A 10,696-nucleotide genomic window follows, 5' to 3' on the forward strand; every position below is an offset into this window, starting at 1 on the left:
ATGCAGGCCATTTTGCGCAAGTCAACTCAAACCAGTTTCAAAATGACGTGGCGAAACAACACATCATAGAACGACGCGGCCAGGGTTGCGGAAGACTTCAAGAAATTCAGCACAGAAATACCATCAAGCGCAAACGACATCAGGGACAGGACAACGCAAAGATTGCCGAGATAGGCCAACCCCATACAAAGGCAATAACCGGACTTCACAATGCCGGTGTCCAGGGATCGCACGGCCTGCGCAGTCAGAATAACGTGCATCGCCAAAAAGAACCCGGCAAAAAAACCATAATAAATTTCCCGGCCTGAATGCCCCAACACCGTGCGGTCAATGATAAGAGCGGTCAAGACGGCAGAAGCAAAAATAGGCAACGCCAAAGGGATCGCCCTGGACATAACCGGCGCATACCTCAGCAAAACCTCCCAGACCTTCTGCCCGCCCAAATACAGCTTCTCCAGCGGCGCAACAAAAAAATGGAAAAGGAGATAAGCCGAAACACCCCAGGTAAAGGCGCGGCTTACAAAGGCCAGGTATAAAAGCTCTTTGCGGAAACTGATCGTTGCGGCCACGATGACCGGGATCAGGACAAGGGCCGCAAGGAATTTGGCTGTTTCAAGGATGGCGTGACGCAATCAAAATTTCCCCTGTGACGGTTTTTGAATCTTTTCCAGCCCGCCCATATATGGACGAAGCACCTCGGGGACGACGACTTCCCCCTGGGGTGTCTGGTAATTTTCCAAAATCGCCACCACAGTCCTGGCCAACGCCAGCCCCGACCCGTTGAGGGTGTGAACAAACGCCGGCCTTTTGGTTTCTTTTCCCTTAAAGCGGATATTGGACCTTCGGGCCTGGAAATCCTCAAAGTTGGAACAGCTGGACACCTCCAGCCACTTGTTGAGCCCGGCGGCATGGGCCTCGAGGTCATAACACTTGGACGAAGCGAAGCTCATGTCCCCGCTGGCCAGCAAGAGGACCCTGTACGGCAGGCCCAGCAGCTGCAGGATCTTTTCCGCGTTGGCAGTCAATTTCTCCAGCTCATCATAAGAGGTCTGGGGTTTCACGAATTTGACAAGCTCCACTTTGTCAAACTGATGGACCCGGATCATGCCACGGGTGTCTTTGCCGTAGGACCCCGCCTCCTTACGGAAGCAAGCGGTGTAAGCCGTGTAGTAAATCGGCAGGTCCGCTTCATTCAGGACTTCGTCGCGATGGATGTTGGTCACCGGGACTTCGGCCGTCGGGATCAAATACAGGTCCTCGTCCGCCAAATGATACATGTCGTCTTTCATTTTCGGCAATTGGCCTGTCCCGGTCATGCTGGCGGCATTGACCAAAAACGGAGGAAAAATTTCCCGGTAACCGTGCTCGCGGGTGTGAAAATCGAGCATGAAGTTATACAGTGCCCTTTCCAGCCGGGCCCCCGCATTCTTAAACAGAATGAAATTGGATCCGCTCAATTTGGACGCGCGCTTAAAATCAATAATGTCGAGGGACTCCGCGATATCAATATGCGTTTTTGGCGTAAAATCAAATTTGCGAAGGTCGCCCCACGTCCGGACCACCTGATTTTTGTCCGGAGCGCCCACCGGAACAGAGGCGTGGGGAATATTGGGAATCGTTAACAAAATCTCGTCGATTTTTGTTTCCAGGGCCTTCAGTTCCGGCTCCATGCCGGCGACCTGGGCGGCGATCCCCTTCATGGACGAGATCTTTTCCTTCGGGTCCTTCTTCTCCTGGATCAGGCGGCCGATCTCCTCATTGGCCATATTCTGCTGGGCGCGCAAATCGTCAATCTTGACCTGGAGGTTACGCTTCTGCTGGTCCAGCTTCAAAAGCGGTTCCAAAGCAAAAGAAACATTTTTTGCCTTCAGTCCCGCCTCAACAGCCTGCGGGTTCTCACGGATCAGTTTGATATCAAACATAATCGAATCCTAACGGGAATACAAGGTCAAGGATTAGGGGGTGGATTCCGGTTTGGGCTCCTGAAGGGTCAGGGCCAGCTGGTTGACCAAGGCGCCGGCGCTGATGGGCTTTGTCAGAAAACATTCCGCGCCCAGGTCATAACAGGACACGATGTGCGACGGAGTATCGGAACCGGTCAGAAAAACAACGGGGATGTTCTTTGTTTTTTCGCCGTCCCTCAGCCGCTGAAGCACTTCATTGCCGTTCATCCCCGGCATGATAAAATCCAGCAGGATCAAATCCGGGTTCTCAGCGTAAGCCAACCGTATCCCGGCTTCGCCCTCGGACGCGGTCAACACCCGGCACCCCTGTTTGGAAAGTATCCCGGAAAGGAATTTGCGTTCCACCTCCCCGTCATCCACAACAAGGACTGTTTTACCCTTGAGGCGGGCATCCGGGCCGTTACCGCCGAAAATTTTTTTTAGAAAGTTTCCCATATTCAAAATGAAAATCCGCCTCCTGAATAGGGGAATTATAGCAAATTTGCTGCCGGGCTCCCACCACTTTCCCAAGATTCTCCTATTTGACCCCGGCCTTCTTTAAGAGCCACATCATCGGGCACCAGTTTGTGAAGGACGACTGCAGGAGATTGAGACCCACAAAAGCCGTAAACCATAACCAATACGGATGGACATATACGGCTAAAATCAAACTCAACAAAATAAACGACCCTGCGATACCCCGAAGCTTTCGTTCCATGTCTGTCTCCTTTCGCTCGTCTATCCTTTATTTCCCATTCTCGATTTTAACAGATAATACAACACCGGCACGGAATTCCGCGACAGCAGCGTTGCCGCGATCTCCCCTGTCATCAAGGAAATCGCCAGTCCCTGAAAGATCGGGTCAAATAAAATGACCGCAGAGCCGGCCATCACCGCCGCGGCTGTCAGCAACATCGGCCTGAACCGGACAGCCCCCGCGTCAATGACCGCTTCTTTAAGAGGCATCCCCTGTTTCATGCGGAATTCAATGAAATCCACCAGGATGATGGAATTGCGAACAACGATCCCGGCTCCGGCAATGAACCCGATCATGGAGGTGGCCGTGAAAAACGCGCCGAAAAGCCAGTGCCCGGGCAGGATCCCGACCAGCGTCAGAGGAATCGGCGCCATGATGACCAGCGGGACAGTGAACGATTTGAACCAGCCGACCACAAGGATGTAAATCAGGACCAGCACCATCGCGAAGGCGATGCCCAAATCCCGAAAGACCTCAAAAGTGATCTGCCATTCACCGTCCCATTTCACAACAGGACCGTCCGTCACATCCGGCTGGCGGTTCCAAAACAATTGGATCGGCTTTCCGCCCTGCCGGATGTTCTTGATCGCCCCCCCCATGCCGAGCATGGCATAGACCGGGCTTTCCAAACGGCCGGACAAATCACCGATCACATACGTCACCCGCTTCAAATTTTTGTGATACACGGCTTTCTCGGTAAAAGCGTCGGCTTCCTGCGTTAAGTCCGCCACCGGCACAGGATGGTCCATTTTATTCAGCAGGGTCAGCCCCTGCAAAATCGCCAGGTCCCCGCGCTGGTCTTCCGGTAAACGCAGGCGGATATCGACAGGTTCCGGCTCATCATCCAGATGGGCGATATCCGCGACACTTCCCTGTAAAGATGTCTGCAGAACCTGCGTGATGTCCACCGAGGAAATCCCGTTCAGGCTGGCTTTTTCATGATCGATGATAAGCTGCTTTTGGGCATAAGGTCTCTGCTCATAGGTATCGACGTCTGTCACTCCTTTGGCGGAATCAAAAACCTGCAAAACGCTTTGCGCCAGGGCCGACTGCCCGGGGATATCCGGAGCGTAAATCTCGGCCACCAGAGTGGACAACACCGGCGGGCCGGGCGGGACCTCCGCGACCTGGACGCGTCCGCCGTGTTTTTTCACGATCGCATGCACGACCGGACGGATATCCTTGGCAATGGCGTGACTCTGCCGCTTGCGCTCATGCCTGTCCTTGAGATTGACCTGCAAATCCGCCTGCCACGGCAGGCCGCGCAGGTAATAATGCCGCACCAGGCCGTTGAAATTGAACGGCGAGGCCGTCCCGACATAGGTCTCGATGTCCGTGACCTCTTTGACCTGCAATAACGCATTACGGATCTCTTCAGCAACAGCCCGCGTCTTGGCCAGCGACGTGCCGTCCGGCATGTTCAGGATCACCTGCATCTCGTTCTTGTTGTCAAACGGCAACATCTTGACCACGACCACCTGCAGAAAAACCAGAGAAATGCTGGCCAGGATCAACACCCCGACCCCGGCAAAAAATAACCGGCGCGCCTTGGGATCCTCGAGCAGCCGGGTCATGAACTTGCGGTATAACAGATCCATCTTCCCCATCTCGCCGGCATGCTGAATGTCCCCTTTTTGCGGGAAACGTTTCAGCAAACGATAGAACATCCAGGGCGAAACGATAAACGCCACCGCGAGGGAAAACAGCATGGCCAGCGAACCGCCGACAGGGATCGGCAGCATATACGGCCCCATCAATCCACTCACAAACGCCATGGGCAGGATCGCGGCAACGACCGTGAACGTCGCCAGGATCGTCGGGTTGCCCACTTCGTCCACAGCTTCGACCGCGCACTGGATCAAATTCTTCGTCGGATCCAGGACATGATGCCGGTGGATATTCTCAACAACCACAATGGCGTCATCCACCAGGATACCGATGGAAAAAATCAGGGCGAAAAGCGTGATCCGGTTCAACGTATATCCGAACAAATAATAAATAAACAACGTCAACGCCAGGGTGACCGGGATCGCCACAAAGACCACAACAGCCTCCCTCTTGCCCAGAGCAAAGGCGATCAGAAGAGTGACCGAGACTGTGGCCAGGAACATATGATAGAGAAGCTCGTTGGATTTCTCCTCCGCCGTTTTCCCGTAATCCCGCGTGACAGTCACGGCGATATCCGCGGGGATCAAATTTCCTTTCAAGGCATCCACTTTTTTCAGGATCTCATGCACGACCTGGATAGCGTTTGTCCCTTTCCGTTTGGAAATGCTCAACGTGACGGCCTGGAGCGTCCGGATGCCATCCTTGCCCTGCTCCGGGACCAGACTGATCGCGACATCTGTCTCTGCCTCGTCTCCGGAGTCCTCGATCCGGGCGACATCTCCCAGCGATAAAGGCAACCCCTGGCTCACGCCGACCACCAGTTTGCGCAAATCATCCGCGCTGCGGATGAACCCGGAAGACTCCACATCGATCACGGCATCCCCCTGCGTCATCCGTCCGGCCGGGAGCTTGCGGTTGGCCTGCTGGATCAGGCGGCTGATCGCCAACGGCGTCAGATCGTGTGTTCTCATTTTTTTAGGATCGAAAAACACGTGGAATGTCCGGCGGTGCCCCCCGATCAACGTGGTCTCGGAAACGTTCGGGATGGAACTGACTTCCTGCCGAACGAGGGCCGCCGTGCGCCGCAAATACACGGGATCATTGCGCTGTTCGCTGGAAAAAGTCAGGGCCAGGACCGGCACGTCATAAATCGTCCGCGGCTTGATCAGCGGCTGGCTTGCGCCGGGCGGCAGGATATCCAGGTTCGCGAAAACTTTCGTGTAAAGATTGACCAGGCTCTGCTCCTCATCGGCGCCGACCTGAAAACGGACCACGATCATGGCGCGGTTGGGTTGGGCCGTTGAATAGATGTATTCGACCCCAGGGATTTCCCAAAGTTTCCGCTCAAAGGGCTCCACCAGACGGTTTTCGACTTCTGCCACCGACGCCCCCGGGAATTCGATAAAAATATCCATGAACGGCACCGAGATCTGCGGCTCCTCCTCCCGGGGAAGCTGGACAACGGCAAACACCCCTGTCAGCAAAACGCTGATGATGAACAACAGCGTCAGGCGGGAATCAATGAACATCTGCGAAATTTTTCCGGCGAGCTTCATGTCACACCTCAGCGGTCGGTTGAAACTAATGTTGTGAATTCTTCGACAAAATTCAAATCAAGCCTCCCGGCGGCATAAATCAGCCGGGCATATAGGAACGTCGCCTGGTAACGGGCCTGCCAATACGCGGTCTCCAGTTCCAGGCGATAGGCCTGCGATTCCAGAAGATCAGCAATCGTCCGCTTCCCGGTCCTGTAAAGATCTTTAACCTCCAGGGCCGCTTGCTGGCTGTCAAAAAACGCCTGCCGGGCCAGCTTTAAATTTTCGTTTTGCGCGGTGTATTCGGCCGCGGATTGCTGCAGTTCATCCTGGATCGCGTCGTCCAAGTGCCGGGCCATCTCTTTCTCCTGTTCGGCATGCGCGCGCAATTGTCTGATTTTCGGCCCGAGCGACGGCTCAAAAAGGTCCATGCTGGCCTTTAGCCCCGCGAGATAATTATCCCCGCCGTTCTCGCCCCACTGGCTGATATTGTTCTCGCCATGCACAAACGCCGAGACAGTCGGCAGCCGGCTGCTGCTCGCGCGCTTCACTTCGGATTCCGCCAGCGCGAGGTTATGCCGGGCGGTTTCACTGTCCTTGCGGCGCGCAGCGGCTTCGGCCTTCAATTCCTCAATGCTGATCTCCGGCATGGTATCCAGCGGCTGGATGGCCTGCAAAACCGGATCGCCGGACGTAATGCCCAACAGGATCTTCAACGACCCCAGCGAAGACTGCCTGCGGCTCTCCGCCATCCGCCGCATCTGCTTCATGCGGGTCAAAACGGCTTTCCCGGTCAGATAGTCGCAGCCCAGGACCATCCCTTTCTCCTTCAAGCTTTCCGCTTCGTTCACCGCCATTTCCCCTTCGGCGATGGTCCGTTCAAGGGCCTGCAATGTTTTATCAAGCGACAAAACCTGCAGATACGATTGGATGGCGGACAGCATCACCTTTTGCTCAAAATCCCCCCGCGAAGACTCCGACGCTTTCAGCGCCCACCCGGACGAACGCACCCGGCCTTCGTTCTGAAACCCTGTGAAGATCGGGATCGTCATGTCTAGCGACGTCTGATGGTTAAAAACATCGTCCGGTTTGTTCAGCGCCGACACGGCCATGTCCTCGGACGCCAAAGACTGCTGTTTGAGCAAAGAGCTGAAAACATAGACCGGATCGTTGCCGTTCGTTGTCTCGAGGTTCGCGGTCAGTTTCGGCAGATACCCCGCCAATGCTTCCCTCCTCGCGGACCGGGCCGCGGCCACAACGAAGTCTTCCGTTTTAAGGCGCGGAGAGTAGGCCATGGACTGCCGGACCGCCTGGCGCAAATCAAGCGTGGCGGCCTGCCCGGCATGGATATCCTCCGCGTTGATCGGGGCCGCGTTTCCCGCAAGCAATAAAATCAATACCGATAAGATTAAGTAGGCATTTCTCCAACAAAAAATCCGCGAACTCATCAACATGGCTCACCTCTTCTTTTCGTTTTGACAATGACAGCGTGATAAACAATCCAGGAGGGAAAATATTTCTTTGTTAAGGACGGTGTAGTGGCAGGCATTGGCGATCTTGTCGGATTTGACGATGCCCGCGCTTTTCAGGATAGAAAGATGCTGAGAAGTCAATGACTGGGATATGCCCAGGCGGGCCTGAAGAACTCCGACGGTCAAATGCCCCTTCCTTAACAGCTGAACCATGCGCAGGCGGACCGGATGGGCGACGGCGCGGAGCATGTCGGCCGCGGACTGGAGCTTCTCGTGATCGGGCTTGCAGTTTTTCATAGGCCAGTATATTAGCATCTCCTAATATACTGTCAAGGGTTTTTTGCCGCCGGTTAAATCAGAGCCTTCTGCAAAAAGTTAAAGAGATAACCGATCAGAATAATGGCGGAAGCCGTTACACCGAAAAAGATCAAAATGAGTTTCAATCGCATGGCCCTGCGGAGCATCACGGCCTCCGGCAGGCTCAAGGCCGCGATCGCCATCATGAACGCCAAACTCGTTCCTAACGGGATCCCCTTCTGGAACAGGACTAGGGCGACCGGCACAATGGCCGCGCAACTCCCGTACAGAGGCACCCCCAGGATGACCGCGATCGGCACTGAAAACGGGCCGGTTTTGCTGATCATCCCGTGAATGGTCTCTTCCGGCACATAATTGTGAATGAACGCGCCGATCCCCACCCCCACCAGCACCCAGATCCATATCTTTTCAATGACAGCGCAAGCCTCGCTCAACCCGAATTTGGCACGATTCCCAAAACCCCGGATAGAACCAACCTCACCGCCCTGGGGAGAGGGCGCGGCAAAATCCTCCACCAACTGGCCCGTCAGGTTCATTTTCTCGATGACAGCGCCGCTGGCCACGCCGAGCGCGATCCCGCCGATCACGTAGACCGCCGCGATTTTCCAGCCGAAAAATCCCAGCATCAAGACCACCAGATATTCATTGATCAAAGGAGACGTGATCAGGAAGGAAAAACTGACGCCCAGAGGAATGCCGGCCTTCAGAAAGCCGAAGAAAATCGGGATCGACGAGCAGGAACAGAACGGCGTGATCGCGCCGAAAATAGCCGCGTAAAAATTCGCCGCCAGCCCCCTCTGCCCCATCCATTGACGGATACGGCTGTCCGGAAGAAACGTCCGCAAGAAACCGATCACCGCGATCAGGACAAAAAGCAGAAAGAATATCTTCAGCGTGTCATAAATAAAAAAATGCAGGACCGCCCCGCCCTTGGACTGGGGATCCATCCCCAACAGGCCAAAGACCAGCCAATCCGCGATCTTCAGGAACACGCTCCGCCCTTCCCGTCTTTTCCGCCACAGCAGCAGCTTGATTCTTTGGATTTTTCCTCAAGCTTCTTGTCCAGCTTGTCCATCAGCTTTGCCAAAAACCCTTTTTTCTTTTCTGCCTTTTCTTCCTGCTGTGCCTGTCCCATGACCAACCTCCTTGAAGATTTATTTGGCCTCCGGCCTTTTATAATTCAAGATTTCCCCAATCTTCGAATACCCACTTCCTCCCAAACGCGCCACAGGGTCAACCATCACCGGATCCACAACAATCCGCTTGCCTTGAATGTGCGCGGCAGCGTCATCCAGCCATATCTGTTTAATCTCCCCCAAAATCAGCCCCTGCTTGTCATCCCCAACCTCATAGATCGCGTATTTTTCACAAAACATCGCCACCCTGGGCCCCGCCAGGCGCGGCAGGCGGCTGCCTTCCACCGTCTCCAGCTTCATATCCAGACGGTCCAGCTCCGATTTCCCATGCGGCAAGGAAATCGCGGAATCCACCATCTGATGGGCAAACTCCGTCGGGGGAATGTGCACCACAAAATCATCCCTCTCTTCGATATTGACCCAAGTGTCCTTGCGCGAACCGTCGTCCTTATACCCCACAGAGATCATCAAAAGCGGCGGCTCAGCGGCGACTCCGTTAAAAAAGGAAAAAGGCGCCAGGTTATACGTGCTGTCGCCGTTATCCGACAACACCCACGCAATGGGCCGGGGGATAATGGCCTGAATCATCAAAAAGTAAACCTGATCGGGAGTATAGTCTTTGCAGTGGATCAACACATCCGTTCCTTTCGTACCAGTACGGGAAAGTAAGCTATTATAAAACAAAAAATCGGGGATAAATAAAAATTTATCCCCGATTGGGTCCCGCGCGAATTCTCATTGAGGCGTTACACGCTTACGAATGCCGGCCTCGCCCGGCATTTCAAGACCCATCCCAGCAAACCGATGGCAAAACACGTCAAAGTTGACGGTTCGGGGACAGGGCTCGGAGGATTCTCGCTTTGCCCAGTTGGGTCCTGCGGCTCAGGAAATGACGGACGGTTGACAAAAGTCCCCGCAGAAAAGCGCCGATCTCCAGCTCCCTCAAGGGAACGATGCTTCACAAACCCGCCCGCATCTCCTTCCGGTGAACGGACAAGAGATTCATCCGCCCCTGCCTCCGAGCCGTAGGCGAACTCATCCACCAGCAAGCCATTCTGGTCAAACAATGAAACCCGGTCGTCCGAATTATTCAGTCCCAACGTGCCGGTTGAAGCGATCTGCCAATTCACACCGGTGAGCTGCGGTGTCCCGCCCCCGAAAATCACCAGCAAATCATGCGGCAGGACAATGGAGCCGGGACCGAATACATGCCTCGTTTTCACCGAATCGCTCAAAGACCATCCCGAAATATCTGCTTGTGTTGCACTGCTGTTATACACTTCGACAAATTCATCCTGGGTCGTTGATCCCGCCCCGTCCCCGTTCGCATCCCCCGCGATCCCGGACGGCGGGTCCGCGAGGATTTCATGGATAAAAATCACCGCTTCGGCCCTTGCTTGAGACAAAAAAATACAAAACACAATCAATCCCCAGACAGACCACATCCTCCTCATAAAGACCTCCTGACACTAATAAAATAGAACAAAACAGCGAAACCGGGGGATGGGGACGAAAACTACTGGTTGGAATGCTGCGGGGTAATCCTCGTTTTGCCTTTTTGCCAAATTAAAAATGGGGCTTTGTAGACAACATCAATGGTAGAAAACTTTCCCAATTCAACATCGATATCGGTTATTTTGCCAAATTGGCAATGCTTATTTAGCTTTACCATATAATAATTGGGGCTTGCGTATACCGGAGTCCCTACCGAAACAATCGTAATTTTGTGGGCACCTGGCTCTAAATAAAAATCATTCTGACTGTTTGCCTCCACAAAAACATAATCTATACTGCCACTAGTTAACAGAGCTTGACCAATTTGTTAGAATAGGGCTCGCAATCGAAAGGAGCCTTATTCATGAAATACCGCCAATGGACCAGTAAGCAAAAATCACAGATCGTGCTGGAAGGACTGTCCGGGCAGATC

At 54.1% G+C, this 10,696-nt stretch carries 11 protein-coding genes; all 11 read right to left on the reverse strand.

The window, feature by feature from the left end; genetic code table 11:
* Positions 1-26 precede the first annotated feature (26 nt).
* The 11 genes from Q8Q08_10190 to Q8Q08_10240 all read right to left on the reverse strand — a co-directional run bounded on the left by Q8Q08_10190 (position 27) and on the right by Q8Q08_10240 (position 10,223).
* Positions 27-632, reverse strand: a complete 606-nt coding sequence (locus tag Q8Q08_10190) for a hypothetical protein (protein MDP2654384.1) — start codon at positions 630-632, stop codon at positions 27-29.
* A complete protein-coding gene (gene serS, locus Q8Q08_10195; protein MDP2654385.1) occupies positions 633-1,922 on the reverse strand; it encodes a serine--tRNA ligase in 1,290 nt (429 codons plus the stop codon). It abuts the gene before it with no gap.
* Between the two features lie 33 nt (positions 1,923-1,955).
* Entirely contained in the window at positions 1,956-2,399 is a 444-nt protein-coding gene (locus Q8Q08_10200; protein ID MDP2654386.1) for a response regulator, read from the reverse strand.
* Between the two features lie 82 nt (positions 2,400-2,481).
* Entirely contained in the window at positions 2,482-2,661 is a 180-nt protein-coding gene (locus Q8Q08_10205; GenBank protein ID MDP2654387.1) for a DUF2892 domain-containing protein, read from the reverse strand.
* Positions 2,662-2,681: 20 nt separating this feature from the next.
* Positions 2,682-5,864, reverse strand: coding sequence for an efflux RND transporter permease subunit (locus tag Q8Q08_10210; GenBank protein MDP2654388.1), 3,183 nt, complete (start codon positions 5,862-5,864; stop codon positions 2,682-2,684).
* A gap of 8 nt (positions 5,865-5,872) precedes the next feature.
* Entirely contained in the window at positions 5,873-7,240 is a 1,368-nt protein-coding gene (locus Q8Q08_10215; protein ID MDP2654389.1) for a TolC family protein, read from the reverse strand.
* 60 nt (positions 7,241-7,300) lie between these two features.
* Positions 7,301-7,612, reverse strand: coding sequence for a metalloregulator ArsR/SmtB family transcription factor (locus Q8Q08_10220; protein MDP2654390.1), 312 nt, complete (start codon positions 7,610-7,612; stop codon positions 7,301-7,303).
* Between the two features lie 53 nt (positions 7,613-7,665).
* Positions 7,666-8,625 carry a permease gene (locus Q8Q08_10225; GenBank protein MDP2654391.1) on the reverse strand — a complete coding sequence of 320 codons (960 nt, stop codon included), beginning with the start codon at positions 8,623-8,625 and terminating at the stop codon, positions 7,666-7,668.
* Positions 8,616-8,768 (reverse strand): hypothetical protein, encoded by a 153-nt coding sequence (locus Q8Q08_10230; protein ID MDP2654392.1) that lies wholly within the window; start codon positions 8,766-8,768, stop codon positions 8,616-8,618. Before Q8Q08_10230 ends, Q8Q08_10225 begins: the two co-directional genes overlap by 10 nt.
* A 19-nt stretch (positions 8,769-8,787) precedes the next feature.
* On the reverse strand, positions 8,788-9,405 hold the full coding sequence (locus tag Q8Q08_10235) for a flavin reductase family protein (protein ID MDP2654393.1): 618 nt from the start codon (positions 9,403-9,405) through the stop codon (positions 8,788-8,790).
* A 110-nt stretch (positions 9,406-9,515) separates the two neighbouring features.
* Positions 9,516-10,223 carry a lamin tail domain-containing protein gene (locus Q8Q08_10240; protein MDP2654394.1) on the reverse strand — a complete coding sequence of 236 codons (708 nt, stop codon included), beginning with the start codon at positions 10,221-10,223 and terminating at the stop codon, positions 9,516-9,518.
* Between the last annotated feature and the right edge of the window lie 473 nt (positions 10,224-10,696).

The organism is Candidatus Omnitrophota bacterium (genome assembly GCA_030688425.1).
Lineage (GTDB): Bacteria > Omnitrophota > Gorgyraeia > Zapsychrales > JANLHA01 > JAUYIB01.